The organism is Caballeronia sp. ATUFL_F2_KS9A (assembly GCF_023630765.1).
In the GTDB taxonomy this organism is placed as follows: domain Bacteria; phylum Pseudomonadota; class Gammaproteobacteria; order Burkholderiales; family Burkholderiaceae; genus Caballeronia; species Caballeronia zhejiangensis.
In genome coordinates, this window is the sequence record NZ_JALQEK010000029.1 from 171,055 (window position 1) to 197,922 (window position 26,868).

The 26,868-nt window shown below is 63.8% G+C and carries 25 protein-coding genes; 16 read left to right on the plus strand and 9 right to left on the minus strand.

Translation table 11 applies throughout. The features are described 5' to 3' along the window. Positions 1-3 precede the first annotated feature (3 nt). The 3 genes from NCS67_RS16455 to NCS67_RS16465 form a co-directional block, all read right to left on the minus strand. The gene (locus NCS67_RS16455) at positions 4-1,701 is read right to left on the minus strand and encodes an acid phosphatase (RefSeq protein ID WP_008353396.1); all 1,698 of its coding nucleotides are present in this window, start codon (positions 1,699-1,701) and stop codon (positions 4-6) included. A 252-nt stretch (positions 1,702-1,953) separates the two neighbouring features. Next, on the minus strand, positions 1,954-2,748 hold the full coding sequence (locus NCS67_RS16460; RefSeq protein WP_175979322.1) for a sulfite exporter TauE/SafE family protein: 795 nt from the start codon (positions 2,746-2,748) through the stop codon (positions 1,954-1,956). Positions 2,749-3,161: 413 nt separating this feature from the next. Next, complete coding sequence (locus NCS67_RS16465; RefSeq protein WP_008353393.1) at positions 3,162-4,145, minus strand: acyltransferase family protein; 984 nt, start codon at positions 4,143-4,145, stop codon at positions 3,162-3,164. Positions 4,146-4,387: 242 nt separating this feature from the next. On the opposite strand from NCS67_RS16465, the gene NCS67_RS16470 reads away from it, so the two are divergent. Further along, positions 4,388-6,595, plus strand: a complete 2,208-nt coding sequence (locus NCS67_RS16470; RefSeq protein ID WP_235366214.1) for an amylo-alpha-1,6-glucosidase — start codon at positions 4,388-4,390, stop codon at positions 6,593-6,595. Positions 6,596-6,643: 48 nt separating this feature from the next. On the opposite strand, the gene NCS67_RS16475 is transcribed toward NCS67_RS16470, so the two are convergent. Together NCS67_RS16475 and NCS67_RS16480 are read right to left on the minus strand one after the other, a co-directional pair. Then, complete coding sequence (locus NCS67_RS16475) at positions 6,644-7,825, minus strand: 4-hydroxybenzoate 3-monooxygenase (protein WP_175979325.1); 1,182 nt, start codon at positions 7,823-7,825, stop codon at positions 6,644-6,646. Between the two features lie 186 nt (positions 7,826-8,011). Beyond that, the gene (locus tag NCS67_RS16480) at positions 8,012-9,064 is read right to left on the minus strand and encodes an aldo/keto reductase (protein WP_250435745.1); all 1,053 of its coding nucleotides are present in this window, start codon (positions 9,062-9,064) and stop codon (positions 8,012-8,014) included. 219 nt (positions 9,065-9,283) lie between these two features. Between NCS67_RS16480 and NCS67_RS16485 the strand changes: the two genes are divergently transcribed. The 5 genes from NCS67_RS16485 to NCS67_RS16505 all read left to right on the plus strand — a co-directional run bounded on the left by NCS67_RS16485 (position 9,284) and on the right by NCS67_RS16505 (position 12,390). Then, positions 9,284-10,270 (plus strand): AraC family transcriptional regulator, encoded by a 987-nt coding sequence (locus NCS67_RS16485; protein ID WP_008353388.1) that lies wholly within the window; start codon positions 9,284-9,286, stop codon positions 10,268-10,270. A 165-nt stretch (positions 10,271-10,435) separates the two neighbouring features. Further along, positions 10,436-10,816 (plus strand): COG4315 family predicted lipoprotein, encoded by a 381-nt coding sequence (locus tag NCS67_RS16490; RefSeq protein ID WP_250435746.1) that lies wholly within the window; start codon positions 10,436-10,438, stop codon positions 10,814-10,816. A gap of 74 nt (positions 10,817-10,890) precedes the next feature. Next, positions 10,891-11,031 (plus strand): hypothetical protein, encoded by a 141-nt coding sequence (locus tag NCS67_RS16495; RefSeq protein ID WP_160172887.1) that lies wholly within the window; start codon positions 10,891-10,893, stop codon positions 11,029-11,031. Between the two features lie 46 nt (positions 11,032-11,077). Beyond that, the gene (locus NCS67_RS16500; RefSeq protein ID WP_008353386.1) at positions 11,078-11,602 is read left to right on the plus strand and encodes an RNA polymerase sigma factor; all 525 of its coding nucleotides are present in this window, start codon (positions 11,078-11,080) and stop codon (positions 11,600-11,602) included. Further along, a complete protein-coding gene (locus NCS67_RS16505; RefSeq protein ID WP_081851847.1) occupies positions 11,599-12,390 on the plus strand; it encodes an anti-sigma factor family protein in 792 nt (263 codons plus the stop codon). Before NCS67_RS16500 ends, NCS67_RS16505 begins: the two co-directional genes overlap by 4 nt. 67 nt (positions 12,391-12,457) lie before the next feature. Here NCS67_RS16505 and NCS67_RS16510 read toward each other — a convergent pair whose 3' ends face one another. Beyond that, positions 12,458-12,682 carry a hypothetical protein gene (locus tag NCS67_RS16510; RefSeq protein ID WP_008353384.1) on the minus strand — a complete coding sequence of 75 codons (225 nt, stop codon included), beginning with the start codon at positions 12,680-12,682 and terminating at the stop codon, positions 12,458-12,460. Positions 12,683-13,081: 399 nt separating this feature from the next. Here NCS67_RS16510 and NCS67_RS16515 point away from each other — a divergent pair, with 399 nt between their 5' ends. Then, a complete protein-coding gene (locus tag NCS67_RS16515; RefSeq protein ID WP_250435748.1) occupies positions 13,082-13,606 on the plus strand; it encodes an RrF2 family transcriptional regulator in 525 nt (174 codons plus the stop codon). A gap of 6 nt (positions 13,607-13,612) precedes the next feature. On the opposite strand, the gene NCS67_RS16520 is transcribed toward NCS67_RS16515, so the two are convergent. Beyond that, positions 13,613-14,035 (minus strand): BspC domain-containing protein, encoded by a 423-nt coding sequence (locus NCS67_RS16520; protein WP_008353380.1) that lies wholly within the window; start codon positions 14,033-14,035, stop codon positions 13,613-13,615. Positions 14,036-14,271: 236 nt separating this feature from the next. Here NCS67_RS16520 and NCS67_RS16525 point away from each other — a divergent pair, with 236 nt between their 5' ends. The 8 genes from NCS67_RS16525 (at position 14,272) to NCS67_RS16560 (ending at position 24,845) form a co-directional block, all read left to right on the plus strand. Next, entirely contained in the window at positions 14,272-14,835 is a 564-nt protein-coding gene (locus NCS67_RS16525) for a putative glycolipid-binding domain-containing protein (protein WP_250435749.1), read from the plus strand. Between the two features lie 32 nt (positions 14,836-14,867). Then, entirely contained in the window at positions 14,868-15,923 is a 1,056-nt protein-coding gene (selD, locus tag NCS67_RS16530; protein ID WP_250435750.1) for a selenide, water dikinase SelD, read from the plus strand. Positions 15,924-15,938: 15 nt separating this feature from the next. Then, complete coding sequence (locus tag NCS67_RS16535; protein WP_175979332.1) at positions 15,939-16,865, plus strand: cation diffusion facilitator family transporter; 927 nt, start codon at positions 15,939-15,941, stop codon at positions 16,863-16,865. Between the two features lie 145 nt (positions 16,866-17,010). After that, positions 17,011-19,566 carry a mechanosensitive ion channel domain-containing protein gene (locus NCS67_RS16540; RefSeq protein ID WP_175979333.1) on the plus strand — a complete coding sequence of 852 codons (2,556 nt, stop codon included), beginning with the start codon at positions 17,011-17,013 and terminating at the stop codon, positions 19,564-19,566. Positions 19,567-19,664: 98 nt separating this feature from the next. Next, on the plus strand, positions 19,665-20,747 hold the full coding sequence (locus NCS67_RS16545) for a purine-nucleoside phosphorylase (RefSeq protein WP_250435751.1): 1,083 nt from the start codon (positions 19,665-19,667) through the stop codon (positions 20,745-20,747). Between the two features lie 538 nt (positions 20,748-21,285). Continuing rightward, positions 21,286-21,603, plus strand: coding sequence for a flagellar transcriptional regulator FlhD (flhD, locus tag NCS67_RS16550; RefSeq protein WP_008353371.1), 318 nt, complete (start codon positions 21,286-21,288; stop codon positions 21,601-21,603). Between the two features lie 18 nt (positions 21,604-21,621). Then, on the plus strand, positions 21,622-22,293 hold the full coding sequence (gene flhC, locus NCS67_RS16555; RefSeq protein ID WP_008353370.1) for a flagellar transcriptional regulator FlhC: 672 nt from the start codon (positions 21,622-21,624) through the stop codon (positions 22,291-22,293). Between the two features lie 164 nt (positions 22,294-22,457). Then, the gene (locus NCS67_RS16560; RefSeq protein ID WP_250435753.1) at positions 22,458-24,845 is read left to right on the plus strand and encodes a DNA polymerase II; all 2,388 of its coding nucleotides are present in this window, start codon (positions 22,458-22,460) and stop codon (positions 24,843-24,845) included. Positions 24,846-24,854: 9 nt separating this feature from the next. Here the strand turns inward: NCS67_RS16560 and NCS67_RS16565 are convergent, their stop codons facing one another. Beyond that, on the minus strand, positions 24,855-25,859 hold the full coding sequence (locus NCS67_RS16565; RefSeq protein ID WP_250435756.1) for a hypothetical protein: 1,005 nt from the start codon (positions 25,857-25,859) through the stop codon (positions 24,855-24,857). Positions 25,860-26,103: 244 nt separating this feature from the next. On the opposite strand from NCS67_RS16565, the gene NCS67_RS16570 reads away from it, so the two are divergent. Then, positions 26,104-26,343 carry a hypothetical protein gene (locus NCS67_RS16570; protein ID WP_008353367.1) on the plus strand — a complete coding sequence of 80 codons (240 nt, stop codon included), beginning with the start codon at positions 26,104-26,106 and terminating at the stop codon, positions 26,341-26,343. A 9-nt stretch (positions 26,344-26,352) separates the two neighbouring features. Here NCS67_RS16570 and NCS67_RS16575 read toward each other — a convergent pair whose 3' ends face one another. Continuing rightward, positions 26,353-26,634 carry a hypothetical protein gene (locus tag NCS67_RS16575; RefSeq protein ID WP_250435758.1) on the minus strand — a complete coding sequence of 94 codons (282 nt, stop codon included), beginning with the start codon at positions 26,632-26,634 and terminating at the stop codon, positions 26,353-26,355. Positions 26,635-26,868: the final 234 nt, after the last annotated feature.

The following is a 26,868-nucleotide window of genomic DNA, read 5'->3' on the forward strand; positions in this document are numbered from 1 at the left end:
CCGTTACGCGAGATCGAGCGATTTTGTCAGGTCGCCGAGCGGCGCCTGACCGCTTGCGGCGAACGCGCGATCCCGCGCGGCCACGCCGTCCAGCGGCGCGAGATCGTGCACGCGCGAGATGAAGCGCAGGATCGAGTTCGTGTCATACACGGTGTGATCGACGTAGCCCTTCTTCGCGAACGGCGAAATCACGAGCGCCGGGATGCGCGAACCGGGCCCCCAGCGATCGCCCTTCGGCGGCGAGACGTGGTCCCACCAGCCGCCGTTTTCGTCGACGGTGACGATCACCACGGTGTTCTCCCATTGCGGCCCGCGCCGCAGACGCTCGATCACGTTCGAAATATGCCGATCGCCCGAAGCGACATCCGCATAGCCTGCGTGCATGTTGAGATTGCCCTGGGGCTTGTAGAACGTGACGGCAGGAAGGCGGCCCGCGTCGATGTCCGCGAGCAGCTTGTTCGTCGACGGATCGTCGCCAAGTCCCGCGTCGCGCAAATGCTGCGCCCGTGCGGCCGTGCCCGGCGCAAAGTTGGCGAAGTAATTGAACGGTTGATGGTGGTACTGGAAGTCCGGCACCGCGCCGGTGTCCCGATGTTCCAGTGCGTACTGCCACGCGCCGCTGTACCACGCCCAATCGACGTTCTTGTCCGACAGGCGGTCGCCGATCGTCGCGTACGTCTGCGGCGGCAATACCAGCGCGTTCGAGCGGTCCGCATAGCGCGAGTCGCCGCCTTGCGGAGGCGGCACGTTGCTCGGCTGATACGGCGGAAACATGGTGTTGACGGCGTATCCGTCCGCCGTGAGCGCGCCGTCGCGCACGTACTTCGGCGGGCCCTCGAGCGCGGATTTGGGCGAATCCGGGGCGAGCTTCAGGCGCGAACCGGCAGGATCGTCGCCTTCGACGACCGCGAGCAGCTTCGCAGCCGGGCTGCCTTTGACATCGGGATAGAAGGGCGCCTGCGCGGAAATGAGGAAGATGTGGTTCAGCCAGGAGCCGCCGAACGCCGACATGAAGAAGTTGTCGCAGAGCGTGTATTGCTGCGCGAGCCCCCAAAGTTTCAGCGTTTCGGGTGAGTTTTGGTAGTGCCCCATGACGAGGCCGCCCGAATCGCCCCACGCCGCGAACTGGTTGTTGCGCCCTGCGTTGATCTGCATCTGATTCTGATAGAACCGATGCACGAGATCGCGCGTGATGACGGAATTGGGCAGCGGCGCACCGTGCGCGTCTGCGATCTGGAAGGGCGCGTTGCGCAGATCGATGATCTGCTGCTCGGTGATCGCGTAGCGCTTGCCGTCGACTTCCTGCGCCTGCGGCACAAGCCCGCCCCAGATTTTCGGCAGCGTGGGCATGGGCGTGACGCCATCGCGATCGAGTTGCGTGTAGTGCGATGCCGGCACCGCCGACAGCGGATATTGCACGCCCGGATAGTTGCCGTAGAGATTCGTGAAGCTGCGGTTTTCCGCGTAAATCACGACGATGTGCTGCACTTTCGCGGCGAGCGTGCGGTCGAGTGCGATATCGGCGGCAGTTTTCGGGGTGGTCGGCTTGTTTTCGAACAGATTGCACCCGCCGAGCGACAGCCCCGCCAGGCCCACGCCCGCGGCGAGCAGCCGCCGCCGCGCGGGGTCGGCGGGTGCGTCGCCTGCTGGCGTATCGTTGCCGGAAGGAAGCTCGTGCTGCGGATGATCGTTTTCATTCATCGCCTGACTCCTCGTGAATATGCGGCCCACGCCCGTTGACGCACGCTGCATGATCGACGCCGAAAGATGACGCGCCCGTTACCGGCGCCCCGACTTGAACCGCTCTGCGTGCGGCTCAACTGAGTGGGGATGATGCCGCATCGTCCCGCCGCGGGAAACCCGGCCGAACGACATAGGCAAAAAACAGGAATATCGTACGAATCGGCCTATGTCTTTTGGCCGACTGGAAAGCGCGAACGACCGTGACTAACATCAACTGAACACGAGCTTTGCTCCGACGAGAACGAGCGTCGCGGCGAGAACGTGACGGAGTAACGCTTCCGGCGCCTTGGTCGACAGCATGCTGCCAAGGGCGATGCCGGGAATCGAGCCCACGAGGAGCGAGGCGAGCAAGGACCAATCGACTGAGCCGAGCATCCAATGGCCGGTGCCGGCAATCAGCGTGAGCGGCACCGCGTGAGCCACGTCCGAGCCGACGATGCGCGCCGTCGCGAGACGCGGATACAGCAGCAGAAGTACAGTCACGCCGATTGCGCCTGCGCCCACGGAAGTGATCGAGACCAGCAGGCCGAGAATCGCGCCGGTGAAGACGGTCCACGCGGCGGTTCGCGTCGGGTGTTCGGGGCGGCCATGTCCCTTTTTGTAGGCAAGGCGCGCGAGTTGCGGCCGGAAGATCAGCGAAACCGCCGTGATGAGGAGCGCGGTGCCGAGTATCAGCTGGATGAGCCGCGCGGTGCCCGGCGCTGTCAAACCGTGTTCGTGCAGAAAGTAGAGTGTGATGGCCGCAGCGGGCACGCTGCCCGCCGCGAGACGGCCGGTGATGCGCCAGTCGACCGAACCCTTGATGCCGTGCACGAGCGTGCCGGCCGTCTTGGTCGCCGTGGCGTACAGCAGATCGGTGCCGACGGCGGTCGCCGGATGTATGCCGAACAGCAGGACGAGCAGCGGGGTCATCAGGGAGCCGCCGCCGACGCCCGTCAGGCCGACCAGGAAACCCACTGCGAGACCTGAGGCAGAATAAAGTAAGTCGATATGCGGAAATGACATGCCGGACGCCCGCAACCCTTGCTGGGCGGGGCTGTTTAACGTTCATCCAAAATTTGTCCGAATCGCGACTCTTGGCTTCGGACATCCTTGTACGACTCGGTCATCGCGGCCGACCGACGCCCGAAAATTGCCCGGGCAAAATCCTTTCCTTTTTCCTGCAAACGGAGGCGCGCCGAGAGCGGTCGGATTTCGTGAGAACCTTTCGGCGTCGCGGCTTAGGGTGTCCCGATTTCGCGCGCGTCCGCGAAGTACTCTTTCAGCGATCGGAGCCCAAACGCTGCGCCGGCCTTCTAATGAAACCGTGCGCCTCCCGGCAGACGCCTTTTCGCGCTGGCCGGACAAAAGGGCTAAGAGCATAGCACTCTTCAGCTATGGCTCGCGGAGCCTATGCCGAACTGACCAGCCTGGCCGGCCTAGACCGCAGTTGGGCTTGCGCGTTGTCCCGATTCGATCGAGAACACGCGCGCGATTGCCGGAATGCGTCGAAGCAGGAAAACGAACCCGACGGCTAACGCCATTTCCGAAGCAGCGAAGACGAACCACGGCGTGGTCGGCGCGAACAGCCACTGAGCAAAAAGATTGAGGGGATAGTTGAACGCGAATATGGGCAGCGTGTTCTTACCGAGAAAACTGAGTGCGCGCGACGTCGCGGTGAGCCGGGCTAACCTGGCCAATGCCCATATCCCACATATTGATGCGAGGAGGAACAGCGCTGGATTACCGATAGTCTCGCCGGCGAGGTTCGCTGCTTTGGGATTCCACAGCGAAGCGATGATCCATCCGAGCGCGCAAAGTGGCAGCGTCCAAGCGGGAAAACGCCTGCCGTCCAGCATTTTGGATTCGGCTGCAACGAAACCCAGGTGGAAATAAAAGAGCGCGACAAAAGCGATCTTGATGTTCCAAGGTGAGAAGCCTTTCACGAAGGCCATTAACGTGCAGCCGACGACCAATGATGCGGCGATCACGACATGCACAACGTGTCGCGCGTACCGGGTCAACGCCGCGTACATGGCTTCGGTGCAGAACAGGCAAGTTAGAAACCAGAGCGGCGTGCAATAGAAAGTAAGATTCGATCGAGGTATGGAATACGCCGTACCCCCGAGTTGCACGAAGAATTGGGAGAGACTGGTTGTATTCCCAAATAGAATCGACGGGAAGATCGCGATTGCGGCGGCGACTGCGTACGGCATCAGAAGGCGTCGGGAATTCCTGCGCATGACCTCTAGCGGACCTCTCTTGCCGTTGAAAAGGTATCCAGACAGGAAAAAGAACAGAGGCATATGACACGAGTAAATGACTCGGAAGAGCCACTCTGGCAAACCAATGGCGTGTCCAAGGACAACAAGAACGATCCCGATCCCTCGGGCTGCGTCGATTGTTCTGTTGCGCAAATCCACCTCTGAGTTCGCTCAAAAAGCGCAATTTTAGCCCAAGCCATTGCCACATAAGGCCGAGAGGCTTATGGTCCGACATATCGAGATGACATTGCGCGCGGAGAACGCGTCAGGCGTGGGCGGGTCGAAAGGCTGTCGATGACAGCGGGTAAGCGCCCCCGAACGCCTCACGAAACCCTTCAGATTACTTTCAGGAAGGTGCAATGAACACACAGGACCAGCAGCAACAGCAGCAACAACAGCAGATGCAGGTGTCGCAATCGAAGCTGCCGGACGAAGCGTTCATCCCGACGGAGCACCCGAACATACCGAGCGAACGCCAGTTCGTGCTGAAGTCGGGCAACACGTTCGCCGTCTACGATGCGAACGGCGATATCCGCGGCGACGACGACGGCCTCTTCGTCAACGACACGCGCGTGCTGTCGGAGCTCGTGCTGACGTTCGGCGGACGCGCGCCGTCGCTGCTTTCGGGCAGCGTATCGAGCGACAACGCCGTCTTTACCGCGCACCTGACCAACCGCCCGCTGCCGCCCATCGGCGGAGCACGCACGCCGGAAGGCGTAATCCACGTCGAACGCAAGCGCGTGCTGTCGGGGCATGTGCTGCACGAGAGCATCGTGCTGACGAACTACGGCACGGAGCCGTCCACCGTGCCGCTGTCGATCTCCTTCAAGGCCGACTTCCTCGACATGTTCGAGGTTCGCGGCGCGATACGTGGCAAGCGCGGGGCTTTGCGTCCGCCGGTCGTCGAGAACGGCGAGGTCGTGTTGCGCTATGTCGGCCTCGACGAGGTGGAGCGCACGGCGCGCATCCAGTTCACGCCCGCGCCGGACGTGCTTTCGCCCACCCGCGCCGACTACGCGCTGCATATCCAGTCGGAAACGGCCATTTCCGTGTACCTCTCGGTGACGGCCGTGACGCACGCGCTCTCGGACGCCAGCGAGCAAAGCAAGCGCAACGCCGCGGAAGCGGCCGAATGCGCGCCCGAATCGGGCCGTCCCGCGATCCGCGACGCGCTCGTGGAGGCGCATCGCCGCATGCGCGACCGGCGCCGCGCGAGCGCGCGCGTGCGTTCCAGCAATCCGCTCTTCAGCGAATGGATCGACCGTTCGCTCGCCGATCTCGGGCTGCTCACCACCGATCTCGAAACCGGCCCTTATCCGTACGCTGGCATTCCGTGGTTCTCGACGGCGTTCGGCCGCGACGCGATCATCACGTCGCTGCAAATGCTCTGGCTGCATCCGACGCTCGCGCGCGGCGTGCTGCGCTTCCTCGCCGCGAATCAGGCGCGTGAAGACTCCGCTTTCCGCGATGCCGAAATCGGCAAGATCATGCACGAGACGCGCAAGAGCGAGATGGCGGCAACCGGCGAAGTGCCGTTCGCGCTCTATTACGGCGGCGTCGACAGCACGCCGCTCTTCATCGTGCTGGCGGGCGCATACGCGGAACGCACCGGTGACACCGCCCTGATCGATGAAATCTGGCCGGCGCTGCAGCTCGCAGCGCAATGGGTCGCGCGCCATTGCGACAAGAATCCGCACGGTCTGCTCGACTACCAGCGCGCATCCGAGCACGGTCTGGCGAATCAGGGGTGGAAGGACAGCCAGGATTCGGTCTTCCACGCGGACGGCAAGTTTCCGATCGGCCCGATCTCGCTCGTCGAAGTCCAGGGTTACGCATCGACCGCGTTTTCCACGATGGCGCGTCTCGCCCGCGAGCGCGGGCAAGGCGAGAACGCAAGCGAGTTCGAGCGGCGTGCGCGTCACATTCGCGAGCGTGTCGAAGAGATGTACTGGATGCCGGAGATGGATTTTTACGGCATTGCGCTCGATGGCAAGGGCGAGCTATGCCGCGTGCTGTCGTCGAATGCGGGGCATCTGCTCGCGTTCGATCTCGTCGAACGCGAACGCGGCGAGGCTGTCGCCAAGCAACTCGAATCGGCGCTCTTTCACACGGGCTGGGGCGTGCGGACGCTTGCGGCGGGGCAGCCGCGCTTCAATCCGATGTCGTATCACAACGGCTCGGTATGGCCGCACGACACCGCGCTCTGCGCACGCGGCCTCGCGCGCTACGGCGATCGCGGCGCGGCCGTGGGACTGCTGCAGTCGCTGTTCGAAGCCGCCGTCACGTTCGACATGCGTCTGCCGGAGCTTTTCTGCGGATTCACGCGCCAACGCGGCGAACGGCCGATCGCCTATCCGGTCGCGTGTCTGCCGCAGGCGTGGGCGGCGGGCGCGCCTTTCATGATTCTGGAAGCGTGTCTCGGCGTGACCGTCGACGCCGTCAAGGAAGAAGTGCGTATCGACCGGCCGGAGTTGCCCGAAGGCATCGACTGGCTCGAAATCGGCGATCTGCGGCTCGGCGACAAGACCGCGACGATCACGTTCCGGCGCGTCGGCGGGCAGGTCATTCCGTCCGTCGAAGGCGACGTCAGGGTCGTGGCCGTTCTGTAACGTCGACGACGCACGGCGCCGACCAAGCGCCGTGCGACCGGTCCGCGCTTATACCGCGACGCTGCCCACGTAATTTTCGGCGAGCGCAGTGGCGGCCGCGCGCGATGTCGTCACATGTTCGAGTTCGGCCACCTGCAGGCGCTGCTCGAACGGCGACGTATCGTCCAGCTTGTGCAGCATGCGCGTCATCCACCACGAGAAATGCTCGGCGCGCCAGACGCGCTTCAATGCCGTTTCCGTATAGTGGCTGAGCTTCTCGCCGTTGCCTTCCTGATAGAAATCGAGAAGCGCGGCGTTCAGTACGCGCACGTCCGACACGGCGAGGTTCAGGCCCTTCGCGCCGGTCGGCGGCACGATATGCGCTGCGTCGCCCGCGAGGAACAGCTTGCCCGACTGCATCGGCGTGGACACGAAGCTGCGCATCCCGACGATGTTCTTCTGGAAGATCTTGCCTTCGGTGATCTGCCAGCCATCGGCGGTATCGACGCGTGCGTGCAGTTCGGCCCAGATGCGGTCGTCGGACCAGGCATCGACCGTATCTTTCGGATCGCACTGGAAGTACATGCGCTGCACGCCCGGCGAGCGCGTGCTGATGAGCGCGAATCCGCGATCGTGCCGCGCGTAGATGAGTTCATCGGAGGAGGGCGGCGCTTCGACCAAAATGCCGAACCAGCCAAACGGATAGATGCGCTGATAATCCTGCCGCACCGCTTCGGGAATCGACTGTCGCGAAACGCCCTGCGAACCGTCGCAGCCGATGATGAAGTCGCATTCGAGTTCTTCGTCGCGGCCTTCGTGCTGATACTTGATGCGCGGCTTGCGATCGCTGCCATCCTGAAAGTCGTGCAGCGACACATTCGACACGTTGAACTTCAGCTCGCCGTTCGCCGCGAGCCGCGCCGCGACCAGATCCTTGATGACTTCGTGCTGCGCGTAGACCGTGATCGAGTGACCTGTGAGCTCGGTCAGCGCGATACGGCGGCGCTGGCCTTCGAACGCGAGCTCGAAACCGTGGTGCAGCGCGCCTTCGGCCTGCATGCGCGCGCCGAGACCGGCCTGAGTGAGCGTGTCCATCGTGCCTTGTTCGAGCACGCCGGCGCGAATCGTCGATTCGATGTCGTTCTGGCTGCGCGCTTCGAGCACGACCGATTCGATGCCGCGCAAATGAAGCAGGTGCGAGAGAAGAAGCCCGGCCGGGCCCGCGCCGACGATGCCGACTTGAGTACGCATGATTGTCTCCGTGAGGCAGTGGTGATGTTGTGCGTACAGTGTCGGCAGAGCGGCCTTATGCCGCAACGCGATAGGGAGGATAAGAACTATCTGATTCGGAGATAAAGCCCCTAAAACGCGGGAAAATCGCCTGAAATACGGGTAAATCCCTAGCCGGCGCGGGCCGGTCGCCCGCGCCGGACGGCCTTACTCCGCCGCTTCCTCCTTCAACTGATTACGCCGATATTCGCCCTGGCGCGTGAGCATCCAGCCGGGATATTCCGACGGCAACTGGCTCACCTCATCGAGCGCGGCGAGTTCGTCTCCGTTGAGACGCACGTTGGTCGCCGCGATGTTGTCGTCGAGCTGCTCGACCCGTTTCGCGCCGACGATCACGCTCGACACGACCTTCTGATGCAGCAGCCAGGCAAGGGCGATCTGCGCGACCGATACACCCTTGGATTCCGCGATGCGGCGCATCACGTCGACGCAGTCGTACGCGCGTTCGACATTGACCGGCGGGAAGTCGAACTTGGTGCGCCGGCTGCCTTCTTCCTTGCCGCCTTCGCGCGTGAACTTGCCCGAAAGCAGGCCGCCCGCGAGCGGACTCCAGACCATCAGCCCGACGTTCTCGCTTTGCAGCAGCGGCACGATTTCGCGTTCCAGATCGCGGCCAGCGACCGTGTAATACGCCTGAAGCGACTCGAAACGCGCAAGACCGAGACGCTCGGAAATACCGAGCGCCTTCATGATCTGCCACGCCGCCCAGTTCGAAACGCCGATGTAACGCACGTGTCCATGCTGCACGAGATTATCGAGCGCGCGCAGCGTTTCCTCGATCGGCGTCGCCGGATCGAAACCGTGAATCTGGTACAGATCGACGTGATCGAGCTGCAGCCGCTTCAGACTCGCCTTCACGCCATCGATGATGTGATAGCGCGACGCGCCGCGCGAATTCACGCCCTTGGTGCCGGTCTCGCCAAGGATTTTCGTCGCGACGACCACGTTTTCGCGCGGCACGTTGAGGTTCTTCAGGGCCTGGCCGGTGATGATTTCGGATCGGCCGTCGGCGTAGACGTCGGCGGTGTCGATGAAATTGATGCCCGCATCGAGCGAACGGCCGATCAGCTTGTCGGCTTCCGCCTGCTGCAACTGACCGATGTTGTCCCAGATTCCGCCCGTTCCGCCGCCGAAGGTCATCGTGCCCAAGCACAGCTCCGAGACGAAAAGACCGGTGTTGCCGAATTTCCTGTAACGCATGGTTGCTCCCGAGTGACTGGAATGGCGCGGCATCGCACGACCTTCACGACAGGGTCCGCGCCGGCAATGCAGTATCGTCCCGGCGCGCGGCGGGTTCATAGCCTGATCCTGTTCAATCCTTGCCTGTTCCTGCAAACGCTGGGGGCGCGCGCGAGCAATCACGCGCTCGCGCGAGTAAGCTAACCAGACTTCTCCCATCTTGAAAATGGTCCGCAAACCATGGCTCTGAACGACACGCCCGGCTTCGCCGGAAAAGAAAGTCATGACCAGCCGAAAGAAACGCGTCATGACGCCGCGCTGGATCAGGCGCGCCTCGATCTCGTCGCGCTGCTCGACCGTTTCACCATCGGTTGCGAAGGCTCGGTCGAGACGCCGGTGCCGGGGCTGTTCCTGCATCGGATCATGAATCCGGGCGGGCCGAAGCACGGCATCCAGACGCCCGCGCTCGCGCTCATCGCGCAGGGCAGCAAGCGCCTCATGGTCGGCGACGAGGTCTATATCTACGATCCGATGCACTATCTGGTGTCGTCGGTGGATCTGCCGGTGTGCGGGCAGGTGTCGGTGGCGAGCGAGTCCGAGCCGTATCTCGGCATGCGGCTCGATCTCGATGTCGACGAAATCACGTCGCTGATCCAGGACGAAAGCCTGCCGCCCGCGACGCAGACCGACGCCTCGCGCGGTCTCTACGTGAACCGCCTCGGCAACTCGATGCTCGATGCCGTGTTGCGCCTTTTGCGGCTCGTCGACACGCCCGAGGACGTGCCGATCCTCGCGCCGCTCGTGAAGCGCGAAATCCTGTATCGCCTGCTGATGAACGGCTCCGGCGCGCGTCTGCGGCAGATCGCGCTGCAGGACAGCCAGACGCAGCGCATCGCGAAGGCGATCCAGTTGCTGCGCCAGCATTTCGACCAGCCGCTACGCGTGGAGGACATCGCGCGGGACGTGCACATGAGCGTGTCTTCGCTGCATCATCATTTCAAGGCGGTGACGGCGATGAGCCCGCTGCAATACCAGAAGCAGCTGCGGCTTCAGGAGGCGCGCCGCCTGATGATGCTCGATATCGTCGATGCCGCCACCGCCGCGCATCGCGTGGGCTATGAAAGCGCATCGCAGTTCAGCCGCGAGTACAGCCGGCTTTTCGGTGCGCCGCCGTTGCGCGACACCCGCCGCTGGCGCGACGCGACGGCCGCCGCCGCGGGGGCCTGAGCACCGAAATTTCAACGAAGCACTGGCCGAGCGCGCGCGAATGGTCTTGAATGGATTGCCAACAGGCGATGCGACGGCGCTGCCGCATCGATTTATTTCATCGTCCGCGGAATAGTGCAGCGCTTCCGAACGTTCTACGGAGACTTCTACAACAAGGAAGATGAAATGAAGAAGCGTATCCAGATGTTCGTCGCTGCCGCAACCGTCGCTGCCGCTTTTGCTTCGCTCGCGTCGTCCGCGCATGCTGCGGCGCCGAAAGAATCGAACGGCATGTTCGTCGATGAAAACGGCATGACGCTCTACACCTTCGACAAGGACACGAAAGGCGGCCCGAGCGCGTGCAGCGGCGGCTGTGCGCAGGCCTGGCCCGCCGCGATGGCGAGCGACTCCGACAAGCCGAGCGGGAAATGGACCATGGAATCCGCCGACGGCGGCAAACAGTGGGCCTATGACGGCAAGCGCGTCTATCGCTTCGCGAAGGACACGAAGCCCGGCGACAAGAACGGGGACAATTTCCGCGATGTCTGGCACGTCGTGAAGCCCTGAGCGCCTTCGCATCGATGCGGGCTCGCGGAATAAATCGGCGAGGCCGCCAGTCTTTCAATCAACAGGTAACGGCCATGAAACGATCGATCGGCGTGACGGCGCTCCTGATCGCGCTCGGGCTCGCGCTCGGCACAGCGGGCTGCGCGAGCGGTACGCAAAGTGCGCCGCCTTCTTCGGGTGCGCCGAGCGGACCTGCCGGCGGAGGCAGCTACTGATGGCGAACGCCTCCGGCTCGCCCCGCACGCAAGAGGACGCACGGTTTTGAGCTTCGAGAGCGATCTTCTCGCGCATCTGCCGCAGTTGCGCCGCTACGCGCGCGCGCTGACGGGCGATCGCGCCTGGGCCGACGATCTCGTGCAGGACGCGACCGAGCGCGCGCTCAATCGCGCCCGGTCGTTTCATGCGGGCACGAATTTGCGCGCGTGGCTGTTCACGATCATGCGCAATCTGTATATCGACCAGTTGCGCGGTCGCCGCGATATCGCCGTCGATGACGAAAGCGCGCCCTGGCGGCAGATGGCCGCGCCGCGCGGGGAAGTCGACGGCCTCGTGCTGCGCGACGTGCAGCGCGCGCTGTACTGTCTGCCGGTCGAGCAGCGCGAAGTGATGCTGCTCGTGTGTGTCGAGGAAATGAGTTATCAGGAGGCGTCCGTGGTGTTGAATGTGCCGACCGGAACCGTGATGTCGCGCTTGTCGAGAGCGCGGGAGCACATGCGCGTTCTGCTCGGCGAGGAATCGGGCCGCAAGGCGTCGCCTTCGTCGCTGAAAGTGGTGAGCCGCTCATGACCAATCAAGACCGTCCATCCGAAGGCGGCGACCGTATGGGGCCGCCCAAGCCCGATCGCGATCTGCAGGCGCTGTCCGCCTTTATCGACGACGAACTTCCCGGCAATGAGCGCGATGCCGTGGCCGAACGCGTCGCGGGCGATCCCGCGAGCGAGGCGACCGTCGCCGCGTATCGTGCGCAGGACAATGCGTTGCGCGCGCTCTTCGCCGATCAGAGCGAGCCGCAGATCGTGCGTCTGCGGCCGCGCTCGCGCGAGCGTTATCTGATCGCGGCAGGCTTCATGGCCGTCGGGCTCGCGTGCGGATTCCTGTTACAGATGCTCCTTCCCGCGCTCGGCGACAAGCCGCGCTTCGCGGAACGCGCGGATATCGCGTATGCCGTGTACGCGCCCGAGCAGCGGCACGCGGTGGAAGTGGCGGCGTCGCAGCAAGATCATCTCGTCACCTGGCTCTCGAAACGGCTGAATCGCGCGGTGACGATTCCGTCGCTGGCCGAGTACGGATTTCAGCTCGTCGGCGGACGCCTGTTGCCGGACGAAGAGGGTCCGGCCGCGCAGTTCATGTATCAGAACGCGGCGGGCGAGCGCCTCACGCTCTACATGACGACCGCCACGATCAGGCGCAACGACAGCAAGATCCGCACGCTGAAGGACGGACAACGCACCACGTTCTATTGGGCGTGGAATCGCGTCGGCTATGCGCTTTCGGGGCAGATCGGCGAGGAAAAGCTGCAGGCAATCGCCTATGACACCTGCAAGGAGCTGGGCGGCGATCCGAAGAACTGGTGAGCCGGGAATCCATAAAAAGGCCGCAACGATGCGTGATCGTTGCGGCCTTTCTCATGCGCGATCGTGCTTATCGATAGCGATGCGGCGGAGGCGGCGCGACATGGTGATGATGGCGTTCCCATTCCTGACGCTGCCAGTAACGATGACCGTCCCAGTAGCGCTCGCCATGCCAGCCGACCGTCACGCGATGCGTGGGACCGTGGTGAACGTCCGCCGACGCCGCGTTTGCGAGACCCATGCCCAGCGCGGCGGCAAGGGAAGCGATCAACAGGCTTTTCTTCGTCTTGTTCATGATGTGTGCTCCTTGGTCGTTTGCCTGGCGGTGAAACCGCGAGTCGATTGGTCGCAGTTCGGCCAAACTTTGGCGTGTGGTTCAGGACCGGCTTATCAACGGTAGTAATCGTGATGATGGTGATAACCGCCACCGTCCGGCACGACGATGCAGCCCGATAGCGCGCTACCCAACAACACGCTCAACGCTGCAAGGATCGCTAGTTTCTTCATGGGTTTCTCCGTGTGAATCCATGGAGACCAATTTAGCGGTTCGCAAAATGACAAGCCGTGTTCGTTTGTAAGCAAACGTGTAATCTGAAATATTCGCGACGGGCGTCTACAAGCTCCGTCGTGCGCCGTTGTACGGCGGATGCAGGACGCGCTATTCTGAACTCCGATTCGAAATGTCGGAGTGAACATGTCTCACATCAGCACGGGCGTCGAGTACGCGCTGCACTGCATGCTGTATCTCGCGGAGCCGCCACACGGCGTGCGCGAGGCGAGCGTGCGCGATCTGGCGGAATTGCAGGGCGTGCCTGCGGAATACGTCGCGAAGCTCTTCACGAAGCTGCACAAGGCGGGACTCGTCGTCGCGACGGAAGGGGCGCGCGGAGGTTTCGCGCTCGCGCGTCCGTCGAAGGAAATCAGCGTGCTCGATGTCGTCGACGCAATCGACGGCGACAAGCCTCTCTTCGAATGCAGGGAGATTCGCGCGCGCTGCGCCGTGTTCGGCGACGACGCGCCGCCTTGGGCGACGAGCGGCGTATGCGCGGTTCACGCGGTGATGAAGAACGCCGAAAAGCGCATGCGTGAAGCGCTCGCGGCGGATCGGCTGGCGGATATCGCCGGGCGCATGCATGCGAAAGCGCCGCGCACGTTCGGGCCGCAGGTCGTCAAATGGCTCGGCGGGCGCACGGACCAGCGCCGCGCGGCCAAGCGCTGAAAGACTTTAGCGGACGATCTTCGGCTTCATGTTCGGCGTGAGCGATACGCCGACCACATGTCCGGCGCGCACGCCACAGCGGCTATCGACGCGCGTCCATTGCTCCTTGCCGCGCGCCTTCGCGAACGCGCGCATCACGATGACCTGATCGACCGGAATCGGGTTGCCGACACTGAAGATCGTAGTATCGTCGTCGATCTTCGCGGAGAGCACGCGGCGGTCGGGCACGATGAGCGTGTCGTACTTCGGCGCGTTCTCCACCCAGCGATCGAATGCGGCGACACATTGCGCGACGGCATCCGGTACGTGAAGCCTCGTCAGATACGAATAATCCTCGGGCACGTCCGGCGTTTCCTGCGCCTGGACGAGCTGAAACATCGACGCCGACAAAGCGAGCGCGGCCAGGGCGGGAGCAAGAATGTTCTTCATGCGATGGGCGATGAAAAGGGCGTTCGGAGATGTTCGGGCAGAGCGCGGATCGCCGGAGCACGGATCGCGTGAATGGCGCTGAACGTGCGGTGCGCGCGCCTGCGCAGGAATGGCGCGAAGTATACCGTGTGACGTTTTGTGACGTCGAGCGATTCGCGCAGGTCGAATGCCGATCGAAAGCCTCGCCCGCAGCGATGTATCCTTTGATGCCGATAAACACGCGAACGAGGTGCCCAATGAAAGCGGTGCGATGGTCGCAACAAGACGGCTCAGGGCTCGAGCATCTCGTTCTCGATGAGACGCGCGATGGCATCGTGATCGAAAGCGCGGTCGTGGGCGAAGACGAAGCGCGTGCCTTCGGTCTCGTGTATCGCATCGAATGCGATGCGCGCTGGCAAGTGACGCGGCTCGCGGTGAAGCTCGCGGGCGGCGCATCGCTCGATCTGCATCGCAGGGACGGCGACAACGGCGACGCGCACGCATGGACCGATGCGAACGGCGAGCCGCTCGAGGCGCTGCGCGGCTGTATCGACGTGGACATCACCGCGACGCCTTTCACCAACACGCTGCCCATCCGCCGCCTGAAACTCGAACGCGGCGAACGGCGCGTGATTCGCGTCGCCTATGTGCGCGTGCCCGAGCTCGGCGTGAGCGCGGTGGAGCAGGCTTATACGTGCATCGAGCCGGATTGTCGCTATCGTTACGAAGGGCTCGACACGGGCTTCACGGCGGATATCACCGTCGACGAAGACGGCCTCGTGATCGACTATCCCGGCCTCTTCACGCGCATCCGGCGATAATACGCAGACATTCGCCTCAACCGATTTCCACTATGACCGACACGACTTCCCCCCGGCTCACGAGCCTGTCCCACGGCGGCGGCTGCGGCTGCAAGATCGCGCCCGGCGTGCTCGCCGACCTGCTCAAGCGCGCGACGCCGCTGCCCGCGTTCCCGAATCTTCTGGTCGGCAACGACACCGCCGACGATGCCGCCGTCTACAAGCTCAACGACGAGCAGGCGATCGTCGCGACGACGGACTTCTTCATGCCGATCGTCGACGATCCATTCGACTTCGGCCGCATCGCCGCGACCAACGCGCTCTCCGACGTCTACGCGATGGGCGGCAAGCCGATTCTCGCGCTCGCGCTCGTCGGCATGCCGATCAACGTGCTGCCGCATGAAGTCATCGCGCAAGTGCTGAAGGGCGGCGAAGCGGTGTGCGCGGAAGCGGGCATTCCGGTGGCGGGCGGCCATTCGATCGATTCCGTCGAGCCGATCTACGGGCTTGCGGCGCTCGGCATCGTGCATCCGTCGCGCGTGAAGCGCAACGCGGCCGCGCGCTCGGGCGACGTGCTCGTGCTCGGCAAGCCGCTCGGCGTCGGCGTGCTGTCGGCGGCGCTGAAGAAGGACAAGCTCGACGCGGCGGGCTACAGGGCGATGATCGACGCGACCACCAAGCTCAATCGTCCCGGCGCGGAACTGGCGCAGCTCGAGGGCGTGCACGCGCTCACCGATGTCACCGGTTTCGGCCTGCTCGGTCACACGCTCGAACTCGCGCGCGGCGCGCAACTGACGGCGCGCATCCGTTACGCCGATCTGCCGTGGCTGCCGCAGGTGCGCGAATTCGTGCGCGCGGGCATCTACACGGGCGCGTCGGGACGCAACTGGAGCGCGTATGGCGACGACATCTCGTTGAACGTCGAAGGCAAGGAAGGTGAGGAGGCCCGCGCCTTGCTGACCGATCCGCAGACCTCGGGCGGCCTGCTCGTGTCGTGCGCGCCGCATGCCGTGAACGACGTGCTCGCGATCTTCCGCGCGGACGGCTTTCACGACGCGACGATCATCGGCGAAATGGTGGACGGCCGGGGCCACGTCGACGTCAGCTAAACAAACTCGAAACGCATGAAGGAAGAATCCCCGAAAGCCATTTTCTACGCGCTCGCCGCGAATTTCGGCATCGCCGTCTGCAAGTTCGGGGCGGCTGCCTTCACCGGCTCGGGCGCGATGTTCGCCGAAGCCATCCATTCCACGGCCGATTGCGGCAACCAACTGTTGCTGCTCTTTGGCCTGAAGCGCGCGCAGGCGCCCGCGAACGCGCTGCATCCGCTCGGCTCGGGGCGCGAAATCTATTTCTACGCGCTCATCGTCGCGCTGCTGCTGTTCTTCGTCGGCGGAGCGTTCTCGGTGTACGAGGGCGCGCATCGGTTGATGCATCACGAGCCGTTGTCGAACCCGATCGTCGCGCTCGTGATTCTCGGCATCTCCGTCGTGCTCGAAGCCTTTTCGCTCGCGGGCGCGATCCGCGAAATCCGCAAGGGCGCGCCGAACAAAACCTTATGGCGATGGTTTCGCGAAACGCGCGAATCGGAATTGCTCGTCGTCGCCGGCGAGGACGTCGCGGCGCTGCTCGGCCTTGCGATCGCGTTCGCCGCCGTGCTCATGACGATGCTCACCGGCAACCCGGCCTACGACGCCGCCGGCTCGATCGGCGTCGGCGTGCTGCTGATGATCATCGCGTTTCTCGTTGCGCGTGAAGTGAAGTCGATGATCGTCGGCGAATCGGCGAGCCCGGAAGTACGCAAGGCGATCGACGCGCACTTGCGCACGCGCCCGGAAATCACGCGCATCATCAGCCTCATTACGCTGCAATGGGGCAAGCACGTCGTGGTGGCAGTGCAGGCCGAAATGATCGATTACGCCAGCGGCCGCGCGATGATCGATGCGATCAACATCATCGAAGACGATCTGCAGCGCGCCTTTCCGCAAGTGCGCTGGGTGTTCTTCGAACCCGACGTAGCACGCGATCGCGGCGAGCCGACGGCCGCCTGAGGCGAGGGCAGGCCAGGAGCGCGGCGTGCTACGGCTTTCAGGGTCGTCCGGGACCGCTCCTGCCGCGCGGACGTCATCGCGCTAGCATATGGCGTGCGCGTCGTCCGCATCGAGTCCCTGAAATTCTGTGATCTTCATCCGACCCATGCGCAAATTGCTCCTTGCAGTGCTGCTCGTCGCCGTGGCGAGCGTTCTCCCGATCTTTTCCCAGTCCTCCTTCGCCGCAGCCGCTTCCCCGCAGCACGCGTCGCAGCCGGCGGTCGCGCTGACGCCGCAGCAGGCGCGCGATGCGCTTGCCGTGCTCAACGATCCCGCGCGCCGTTCGCAAGTCGCGGATACGTTGCGCGCGATCGCCGCGGCCGGCGCGCTGGCCGCGCCCGCGAGCGCGCCGCAGGCGGCATCGTCCGCGGCGCCGGCATCGGGCGCATCGGGCGTGCTCGCGCATTCGTTGACCGCGAATGGGCTCGCGTCGCAATTGTCGCGGCAGGCGGGGCACTGGCTCGTCGAGATCGGCGCGGGGCTGCGGCATTCGACCGTCGCGCTGCTCGATTTCGGCTCCGTGATTTCGTGGTGGCGCGACCGTACGTCGAGCGACGCGGGGCGCGCGCTCATCGGCCATGTCATGTGGACCGTGCTGGCCTCGCTGATTCCCGCGTTGCTGCTCGAATTCTTATGCTTGCGCCTGCTGAAGCGCCCGCGCGCCCGGATCGCGGCACGCGGCGTCGCCGATGCTGAGGAGCAAGATCCCGACCTCGTGCGCGAACAGCACGCCGCCGAGCGCGCGGAAGACGCCGCCGCGCAAACCGGCGACGCCACCGCGATGCATCTTGCCGAGCGCAAGGCGGACACCGCGCGCGGCCAGCGTCACGCCGCGCGTCACTGGACGCTGTTGCAGCGCCTGCCGAGCGCGCTCCTGTACGGCTTGCTGTCGCTGGTTCCGCTGATCGTGTTCATCGGCGTGGTGACGTTGCTGATGTCGATCTTCATCGACGACAACACGGCCGAGGCGCGCGTCGCGGGCTCGCTCATCGACGTCTATCTGGCGTGCCGCGCCGTCGTGATCGTGAGCGGCTTTTTCGTCGCGCCGCGTGCGCCCGGACTGCGCCTCATCCAGATGCGCGATGCCGCCGCCGCGTACACGCATCGTTGGGTGCGGCGCATCGTGTGCACCGCGGGCGCGGGCATCGCGCTCGCCAATGCCGGCGAACCGATCGGCCTGTCGGGCGATGCGCGCATCGCGGTGCTGAAGGTCACGCTGCTGATCGTGCATCTGATGATCGCATTCGTGATCTTCCAGAGCCGCAATTCGGTGGCGGAGCGCATCCGGCAGCGCGCGCGTTCGAACCGCTCGGTGAGATTGGTCGGCGCGTGGTTCGCCGATATCTGGGCGGGCGTCGCGATCTTCTTCGTGATCGCGCTGTGGTTCGTGTGGGCGCTCGACGTGCAGAACGGCTACCGCACGCTGTTTCATCTCGGCGGCGTGTCCTTGCTCGTGCTGGTCGGCGCGCGCGTGCTCGCGATCGTCGCGTTCGGCGCGCTCGGCCGCGTTTTCCATCAGAACGACGAAGAGGATCTCGCCGGCGAGTCGATCGCGCGGCGTCGCGCGTATCGCTATTACCCGGCGCTGCGGCGCATCGTGCAGGCGCTGATTTCCGTCATCACCGTGGTCGCGCTGCTGCAGGTGTGGCACGTCGATATCGTGCATTTCTTCACGTCGGGCGGCGTCGGCAACCGGCTCGCGTCGGCGCTCGTCACCATCGTGATCGCGGCCGTGTTCGCCGTGCTCGTGTGGGAAGCGGCGAACATCGTCGTCGAACGGCGGCTCGAACAATGGACCGCAAGCGGCGAGCGTCTGCGCGCCGCGCGCCTGCGCACGCTGCTGCCGATGATGCGTACCGGCCTTTTCATCGTGATCGCGATGGTCGTCGTGCTGACGGGCCTTTCGGAACTCGGCGTGAACACCGCGCCCTTGCTCGCGAGTGCGAGCATCTTCGGCGTGGCGCTCGGCTTCGGCTCGCAGAAGCTCGTGCAGGATCTCATCACAGGCATCTTCCTGCTGATGGAAAACGCGATGCAGGTCGGCGACTGGGTGACGCTCGCGGGCGTGTCGGGCACGGTCGAATATCTGTCGATTCGCACGGTGCGCTTGCGCGGCGGCGACGGCTCGCTCTACACGGTGCCGTTCAGTTCGGTCTCGACGGTGAACAACACGAATCGCGGCATCGGCAATGCAGCGGTGCGCGTCTCGATCGCACTCGGTCAGGACGTCGATCTCGCCATTTCGACGCTGAAGGAAATCGGCGCCGCCTTGCGTGACGACGAAGCGTTCCGCGACGGCATTCTCTCCGACTTCAGTTTCTGGGGCGTCGATGCCGTCGACGGCTCGACCGTCACGCTCGCCGGCCAGATCCAGTGCCGCGACAGCGCCCGCTGGCCGGTGCAGCGCGAGTTCAACCGGCGCATCCTCAACGAGTTCACGGCGCGCGGCATCGAGATCGCGAATCCGCAGCGCAACTTCGTGATCGTGAACGGCGGCAATCAGGAAGGCGGCCCGGAAGGCGTTCAGGACGCGGACGAGGCGGGCGCGGATCAGCGCGGCGAGCCGTCGAAGGCCGCGCAGCATCCGACGGGCGAGGCGGCGGGTTCGGCGAACGTCGCGTCGAACGCGCCGCCGCCGCGCTCATCGCAAAGCGGCACCTGAGTTTTCGGTTAGCGCTCCTATAATCGTGCGGGTTGACCGCGCCCTGGCCGGGCGCGGTCTTCTTTCGAAGGTCGAACCCTTACGAGGATCCGCTCGCCATGAGAAAACTCCGCGCGTCACGATCGATAAAGCTCAGAAAAACCGCCTGTGCGTCACTGTTCGCCGCCGGCCTCGCGACCCTGACAGGTTGCGCGTTCGCCCAGCCATCCGATGACAGCGGCCCCGAAGGCGGCCGCCACGTCAAAGTGATGATCGTCACGATGTTCGGCCCCGAGGGCCAGGTCTGGCTCGACAAGCTCGGTCCGTGGCAGGCGATCAAGGTGCCGGGACTGTCGCCGGATTATCCCGAGGTCAATTGCAATCGCGACGATGTCTGCGTCATCACGACGGGCATGGGTCACACCAACGCGGCCGCGTCGATGATGGCGCTGGCATTCTCCGACCGCTTCAATCTGCGGCACACGTATTTTCTCGTCGCGGGCATCGCCGGTATCGATCCGAAGCAGGGCACGGTCGGCTCGGCAGCCTGGGCGAAGTATCTCGTCGATTTCGGCATTCAATGGGAACTCGACGCGCGCGAGAAGCCCGCCGACTGGCCTTCGGGTTTCCTCGGCATCAACACGAAAAGTCCGTACGAGAAACCGCCGCTCGACTATCGGACGGAGGCGTTCGCGCTCAATGCGTCGCTTGCGGATGCGGCCTTCGCGATCTCGCGCAACGTCACGCTCTCGGACAGCGATCAGGCGAAAGTCGCGCGCGCGAAATTCAACTACGCGCCGGCCAACCAGCCGCCGCGCGTGATCCAATGCGACACGCTCGCCGGCGATACGTGGTGGTCCGGCAAATATATCGGCGAGCGGGCGAGGGAGTGGACGCGCCTCCTGACCGACGGGCGCGGTGTCTATTGCACGACGCAACAGGAAGACAACGCGACGTACGAGGCGCTCAAGCGCGCGGCGAGAGTGAAACGGGTGGATCTGTCGCGCGTGGCGGTGCTGCGCGCCGGATCGGACTTCGACCGGCCGTACGAAGGGCAAGCCGCTTCGGACAATCTGCTCAATTACGCCGATCAGGGCGGCTTTGCGCCGGCCATCGAAAACCTGTATCGAACGGGCAATCCATTCATACAGGAGGTTGTTACACATTGGGGCGCCTGGCGCAAAGGCATCCCGCAAAAGTAACGCCACAGCGTTACAAAGCCGGTAACAAGGCCAGGTTTCTGGCAGTAACAACTCTGTTACTGCGACCAAGTAACTATTACCCAACCTGCCGCGGATCGGTAATCGCCGATTTCGCGGCATTTTTTTGCTCTTTCACGTCCGATGAATGGCGAATAAAAGCTGGGTCCTGGCGTCAACGGAATCCCGTAAATGCCCGTTATATGGCGCGGAAGGCGATTATTAGGATAAAAACGAAGCCGCGCCGGGCGGACCTCGCAAACGTTAGACAAATACGCACCGGATCAAAGAATCGGTCAAATTCTCCAGACCGAAAGAATTACCGACCTAAAGTGTTGTTTGCAACAAAATATTATTGAGACACTCTTGCGTTAGGTTCAGACAGTTCTTAGAATCCGTCTCACAGTGGTTGTTACAAGATGTAACGCACTGAAACAAAGATTGCGCAGTACGTAGCCGGGCAGAACGAGTCCGGTGAGGCACAAAAAAGACATCGGCAAAAAGCCGGCGGGAAATCGGGGATTTACTGGAAGTTGCAACCATGAACGGTCGCGAAACGCTGGAATCGATCCGGGAAATCAATTTGTCGTACATCATGCTCGCGCAGCGTCTGCTGCGCGAAGACCGCGCCATCGGCATGTTCCGGCTCGGTCTGTCGGCGGAACTCGCCGATCTGCTGTCGGGCCTCACGCTCGCACAGGTCGTCAAGCTCGCGTCGTCGGATAACCTGCTTTGCGCATTCCGCTTCAACGATCACACGATGCTGTCGGCCTTGGTGCAGCCCGCGAAGAACGCGGACATCGCGCCGACGCACGCGGCAATCCTGCTGGCTGGCCAGCCGGCCGAACAGTTCGCTTAAGTGATGACGGAGCGAGCCATGCTGAAGAAGAGCCTCACTGAAGACGCCCAGGAAGTGTTCCGCGCCATCGCGCTGATCGAGCTCGGCGCGCGCATGCAAGTGCTGGAGAGCGAACTCACGCTCTCGCGCGATCGCATGATCCGCCTGTATCGCGAAGTGAAGGGCGTGTCGCCGCCGAAGGGCATGCTGCCGTTCTCGGCCGACTGGTACATGACGTGGCTCGCCAATATCCACGCATCGCTTTTCTATAACACCTATACGTTCCTGAAGAACGAAGCCGGCTGTTCGCATCTCGATGCGTTGACCAAGGGGTATCGGCTGTATCTCGAGCACTGCAACCATAGCGGCGCCGAGGCGGTACTCGATCTTACGCGGGCCTGGACTCTTGTGCGCTTCTTCGACGCGGGCATGCTGCAGATGACGGCTTGCTGCCGCTGCACCGGGAAGTTTGTCGCACACAAACATGATTTGCAGAACAACGTGGTGTGCGGGGCCTGCCAGCCGCCGTCACGCGCGGGGAAGACCAAGAAAGCGGCGGCCGCGAAACAGGCCAGCAAAGAAGCCGCGCTGGAGGTAGTGATGTCGAAGAACGAAGTGCCGGAGCATGCGGAGCACACGGTACTCGCTAACGTAGCGGCAGTAGCGGCGTTACAGCCGCAACGAGCTAGCCTGGTCGCACAGGCTGCTTAGGCGGTAGCGGCCGCCGGCTTTCCTTCCGGGGACTGTCCGCGAGGATGGTGGATGTCCGGCTCGCCGCTACCGCGTTTTACTTCCCGCCCGTTTTCCCGAATCCATAGCCCGGCGCCGATTGGCGTGCCGGGCTTTTTTGTTTTGCCGCCCAGTAAAATGCTTCGATGGCACGCGCTCTCGAAGATAACGGCTTGGCTACCGCACAACAGGGTTTTCTGCTGACTCGTCACTGGCGCGACACCGCGGCAGGGACGGAAGTCGATTTCTGGCTCGCGACCGACGACGGCCCGAGAAAGATCCGCATCGCGACGCAGACGAGCGTCGCGTTCATTCGCGCCGAAGATCGCGCGAAGGCGGAGCCTGTCGTCGCCGGCGTGCGCGACACGTATCTGCGCGAGCTGCCGCTCAAGGACTTCCGTCAAAAGCCGGTGCTCGGGCTTTACTGCCCGCAGTATCGTCAGTTACTCGCGCTCGAAAAGAACCTGAGAAGCGCCGGCGTCAATGTCTTCGAGGCCGATATCCGTCCGCACGAGCGCTATCTGATGGAGCGCTTTATCACGGCGCCGGTGTCGTTCGAAGGCGCGCCGCGCGACGGTTACATTTGCAGCGAACTGAAGCCCGCGCCGGATTACCGGCCGTCGCTGAGCGTCGTGTCGCTCGATATCGAAACGAGCGTGAAGGGCGATCTCTATTCGATCGCGCTCGAAGGCTGCGGCGCGCGTCAGGTGTACATGCTCGGACCGCCGACCGGCGCCGCCGAGCCAGCGGATTTCGCGCTCGACTATTGCGACACCCGCGCCGACATGTTGCGCCGCTTCAACGCGTGGATCGCGCATCACGATCCGGACGCGATCATCGGCTGGAATGTCGTGCAGTTCGACTTGCGCATCCTCCAGCGGCACGCCGACGACTACGGCGTGCCGCTTACGCTCGGCCGCGACGGCGGCACGGTCGAATGGCGCGAGCACGGCATGAAGCGCAATCACTGGTTCGTGTCGATCGCGGGCAGGCTCGTCATCGACGGCATCGAGGCGCTGCGTTCGGCGACGTGGAATTTTCCGTCGTTCAGCCTGGAGTACGTCGCGCAATCGCTGTTAGGCGAGGGCAAGGCCATCGACAGTCCGTACGCGCGCATGGACGAAATCGAGCGGCGCTTTCAGGAAGACAAGCTCGCGCTCGCGCGTTACAACCTGAGCGACTGCGAGCTCGTCACGAAAGTTTTCGACAAGACCGAACTGCTGCCGTTTTTGCTGGAGCGCGCGACCGTCACCGGTTTGCAGGCGGATCGCAGCGGCGGATCGGTCGCGGCGTTCACGCATCTGTATATGCCGCGGATGCATCGGCTCGGCTATGTCGCGCCGAATCTCGGCGACGTGCCCGAGGAAGCCAGTCCCGGCGGCTTCGTCATGGATTCGCGTCCCGGTCTCTACGATTCCGTGCTCGTGCTCGATTACAAGAGCCTGTATCCGTCGATCATCCGCACGTTTCTGATCGATCCGGCCGGGCTCGCGCAAGGCATGGCGGCTTCCGACGAGACCGCCACGGTTCCCGGCTTTCGCGGCGCGCGATTTTCACGCGACACGCACTGTCTGCCCGCGATCGTCGCGCAAGTGTGGGAAGCGCGCGAAGCGGCGAAGCGTCAGCGCAACAAGCCGCTGTCGCAGGCGCTGAAGATCATCATGAATTCGTTCTACGGCGTGCTCGGATCGAGCGGCTGCCGCTTTTTCGATCCGCGTCTCGCGTCGTCGATCACCATGCGCGGTCACGAAATCATGCATCGCACGCGCGAGCTGATCGAGGCGCGCGGCTACGGCGTCATCTACGGCGATACGGATTCCACTTTCGTCTGGCTGAGGCGCGCGCGCAGCGAGGAAGACGCGGGGCGCATCGGCCGCGCGCTCGTCGCGCATGTCAACGAATACTGGCGCGAGCATTTGCGCGAGACCTTCGGGCTCGACAGCGCGCTCGAATTGCAGTTCGAAACGCATTTCACGCGTTTTCTGATGCCGACGATCCGCGGCACGGAAGAGGGCAGCAAGAAGCGCTACGCCGGCCTCACGACGCGCGCCGACGGCAGCGAGGAAATCATCTACAAAGGGCTCGAAACGGTGCGCACCGACTGGACGCCGCTCGCGCAACGCTTCCAGCAGGAGCTTTACATGCGCGTCTTCAAGGGTGAGGCATACGCGGACTACGTGCGCGATTACGTCGGACGCACGCGGCGCGGCGAGCTGGACGAACTGCTCGTCTATCGCAAGCGCCTGCGCCGCACGCTCGGCGACTATCAGCGCAATGTGCCGCCGCATGTGCGCGCCGCGCGCATCGCCGATGAGTACAACGCGCGTGCCGGACGCCCGCTGCAATATCAGAACGGCGGCTGGATCAGCTATGTGATGACGGCGGCCGGTCCCGAACCGGTGGAAGCGCGCCACGCGCCGATCGACTACGAGCACTACGTCAGCAAGCAGCTTCAGCCGGTCGCGGACGGCATTCTGCCTTTCCTGCGCGACGATTTCACCGCGCTGATGTCCGGTCAGAAAGAGCTGTTCTGAGTTCCGAGTCTAGAAACGCACGCCGAAACCCGCTTCGATGATGTCCGCATCGCGGTCGTAACGCGTGACCATGCGATTCCACGTCACGCGCGCGAGCCATCGATCCGAGAAGCGGTAACTCGCCGACACCGATACGAGACCGGAGAAGCGTCCGTCGCCGGTGCGGTTCTGCGCCAGATCGTCGTTCTGCGTGATCGACAGATACGGCCCCGCGCCGACGCCGAGCGTCAGCTTGTCATTCAAGAACGCGCGCGTCGCCCAGAGTTGCGCGGCAACGCCGTCGCGGCGCGACTGGACGTGGCCGCCTTCGTGCAGATACGACGCGGTGAAGTCGAAGTAACGCCACAATCCGCGCCGATATTCGATGCTCTCCGCCAGATTCGTTTCCGAGTCGGGACTGTTGAGGATCGTCGTGCCGAGCATCACCGTGACTTCGTTGTTGGTGACGTTGGTCATGCGCGACACGGGGCGCGCGCGCGGTCCGCGTCCTTCGGGCGCGTCGAGCTGATAGCCGATGCCGAAGAGCAGCGCGGTCGTGTCGGGACCGCCGAATGCCTGCACGCGATTGAGCTTCATCTCCGCGATCCAGCGGTTGTCGAAGTAATACGCCGCGCGCAGCGTGAACATCGCGCCCCAGCCGTGCGTGTTCGAGTATTCGCCGCCCGACTGCGCCTCGCTCGTATCGAAATAGCGATACGGCCCGGCGCCCGCCGACAATTCCAGCCGCTCGTTCCAGAGCGGCAGGCGTCCCCATAACTGCAGCGCCTGCCCGTCACGGTGATGATCGGGAATATGGCCCTCGTTGAGCCAGGAAAAGCTCCAGGCGGCGTAAGGCCCGAGCCCTTCACGATAATTCGCTTCCCACGAATACGTGTTCTGGCTGCTGCTCTGGAGTGCGCCAGCCAGAAACGAAAATTCCTGCGAGTGAGCCGCGCTGCTCGCAATGCCGAGTAGCGCGAAAGCGATCGCGCGAAGGGCTGTTCTGCAATGTCGTTCGTTCTGGGTTCTTGTCATCGGCGAGGTCGGATTCGGAAGGTTCCGGCAACTTTCGTGCGGTCTGTTCCGATGCAGGATACAGACTTAGGAAAACTCCCGCAAAATTCTGACTAATTCCTATTTCCACCGACGGCAAGGTGAAACGTTTGCGCGGAACAATCGCTCGGCATGCGTTCGCAGCCACTCACACGCGGGGTTACGCGTTTCGCGGACCTTGCGTAGATTGAGTTCTCCCAGTGCATTCAGGCAAACGAGGTCAGCGATGGACTCCACCCCAATCGAATATCGAGGCTGTGAGCTTTCGGTCATCGTCCAGCATCGGGCTGGAGAATTCGTCGCGACGCTTCTGATCGAGCGGCCGGGCGGCGTGCGGCGCGCGATCGGGCCGATGCGCGCGTTTGCGACGGCGCAGGCCGCCGCGAACTTCGCGTTCGAATGCGGCAAGGCGGAACTCGACGGCGCATCCGCGATGCGCGCGCCGCGCGTCGCGGTGTCGGGCTGATGCCGTCGCTCAGGCGCCGCTCGTGCGCGGCTCGCCCGAAGTCGCCGCCGCGGCGCCGTCCGGCGTCGCCGGATGCCGCGCGCGATACGCCGCGAGCGCGCACACGCTGACCGCAGCGATCGCGACCGGCACGGCTACCGCTTCGAAAATGCGCGGCGGCAACCAGGGCGCGCCGAGCATCGCGCCGCCCGTGCCGGTGCCCGTCACAAAGAGCGCACTCAGCGACAGCCACGCGAGCGCCGGTTTCCCCGCGAGATGTCCGAACGACGCGAGACTCGACGTCGCGCACACGAACGCCGCCGCGAGCACCTACTGCGGATTGACAAGAACACACGCAATAGCATCGCTGACCGCGCCGTCGACCCGTCTCAAGAAATGCTGAGAATCTGCCTATTCCTAAGGGCAATCCGCTGATTTGACGCAATAATTTACAAATCCACGAGACGGGCCGGATAAGCTCGGATGCTCCATCCGGGCGGGTCGCCCGTATCTGCTCGCTTTCCGTCTTCCGACTGTTGAACCGCC

Excerpts from the sequence above, each read along its gene's own strand:
- NCS67_RS16455 (WP_008353396.1), bottom strand. The coding sequence starts at position 1,701 with ATGAATGAAAACGATCATCCGCAGCACGAGCTTCCTTCCGGCAACGAT.
- NCS67_RS16460 (WP_175979322.1), bottom strand. The coding sequence starts at position 2,748 with ATGTCATTTCCGCATATCGACTTACTTTATTCTGCCTCAGGTCTCGCA.
- NCS67_RS16470 (WP_235366214.1), top strand. The coding sequence starts at position 4,388 with ATGCAGGTGTCGCAATCGAAGCTGCCGGACGAAGCGTTCATCCCGACG.
- NCS67_RS16475 (WP_175979325.1), bottom strand. The coding sequence starts at position 7,825 with ATGCGTACTCAAGTCGGCATCGTCGGCGCGGGCCCGGCCGGGCTTCTT.
- NCS67_RS16480 (WP_250435745.1), bottom strand. The coding sequence starts at position 9,064 with ATGCGTTACAGGAAATTCGGCAACACCGGTCTTTTCGTCTCGGAGCTG.
- NCS67_RS16485 (WP_008353388.1), top strand. The coding sequence starts at position 9,284 with ATGGCTCTGAACGACACGCCCGGCTTCGCCGGAAAAGAAAGTCATGAC.
- NCS67_RS16490 (WP_250435746.1), top strand. The coding sequence starts at position 10,436 with ATGAAGAAGCGTATCCAGATGTTCGTCGCTGCCGCAACCGTCGCTGCC.
- NCS67_RS16495 (WP_160172887.1), top strand. The coding sequence starts at position 10,891 with ATGAAACGATCGATCGGCGTGACGGCGCTCCTGATCGCGCTCGGGCTC.
- NCS67_RS16505 (WP_081851847.1), top strand. The coding sequence starts at position 11,599 with ATGACCAATCAAGACCGTCCATCCGAAGGCGGCGACCGTATGGGGCCG.
- NCS67_RS16510 (WP_008353384.1), bottom strand. The coding sequence starts at position 12,682 with ATGAACAAGACGAAGAAAAGCCTGTTGATCGCTTCCCTTGCCGCCGCG.
- NCS67_RS16515 (WP_250435748.1), top strand. The coding sequence starts at position 13,082 with ATGTCTCACATCAGCACGGGCGTCGAGTACGCGCTGCACTGCATGCTG.
- NCS67_RS16520 (WP_008353380.1), bottom strand. The coding sequence starts at position 14,035 with ATGAAGAACATTCTTGCTCCCGCCCTGGCCGCGCTCGCTTTGTCGGCG.
- NCS67_RS16525 (WP_250435749.1), top strand. The coding sequence starts at position 14,272 with ATGAAAGCGGTGCGATGGTCGCAACAAGACGGCTCAGGGCTCGAGCAT.
- selD (WP_250435750.1), top strand. The coding sequence starts at position 14,868 with ATGACCGACACGACTTCCCCCCGGCTCACGAGCCTGTCCCACGGCGGC.
- NCS67_RS16535 (WP_175979332.1), top strand. The coding sequence starts at position 15,939 with ATGAAGGAAGAATCCCCGAAAGCCATTTTCTACGCGCTCGCCGCGAAT.
- NCS67_RS16540 (WP_175979333.1), top strand. The coding sequence starts at position 17,011 with ATGCGCAAATTGCTCCTTGCAGTGCTGCTCGTCGCCGTGGCGAGCGTT.
- NCS67_RS16545 (WP_250435751.1), top strand. The coding sequence starts at position 19,665 with ATGAGAAAACTCCGCGCGTCACGATCGATAAAGCTCAGAAAAACCGCC.
- flhD (WP_008353371.1), top strand. The coding sequence starts at position 21,286 with ATGAACGGTCGCGAAACGCTGGAATCGATCCGGGAAATCAATTTGTCG.
- flhC (WP_008353370.1), top strand. The coding sequence starts at position 21,622 with ATGCTGAAGAAGAGCCTCACTGAAGACGCCCAGGAAGTGTTCCGCGCC.
- NCS67_RS16560 (WP_250435753.1), top strand. The coding sequence starts at position 22,458 with ATGGCACGCGCTCTCGAAGATAACGGCTTGGCTACCGCACAACAGGGT.
- NCS67_RS16565 (WP_250435756.1), bottom strand. The coding sequence starts at position 25,859 with ATGACAAGAACCCAGAACGAACGACATTGCAGAACAGCCCTTCGCGCG.
- NCS67_RS16570 (WP_008353367.1), top strand. The coding sequence starts at position 26,104 with ATGGACTCCACCCCAATCGAATATCGAGGCTGTGAGCTTTCGGTCATC.